We start from the raw sequence: 226 nt of genomic DNA on the forward strand, positions 1-226 counted from the left end.
GCCGATCAGCCCGCGCGCCTGCTGCACGTCCTGCCGGGTCTGCTCCGAGGCCAGGGTCTCGCCGACGGCCTTCCTGGCGAGGTGGTTGAGGTGCGCCTCCAGCACGTCCTGGGGTGTGGCGACCAGCGTCAGGCACATCACCGTGTCCTCGGGCATCTGGTCGAACAGCGCGTTCATGGCATCGCCGCCTTTGCGCGTCTCGCCCGTCAGATGGCCCGTCACGGGC

At 70.4% G+C, this 226-nt stretch carries 1 protein-coding gene; it reads right to left on the bottom strand.

The genetic code is table 11. The features are described 5' to 3' along the window. On the bottom strand, positions 1-226 hold a 226-nt coding region (locus tag ACR6JA_RS22735), incomplete at both ends, for a TraC family protein (protein WP_494599734.1).

This window comes from Cedecea sp. B1(4) (assembly GCF_059414925.1).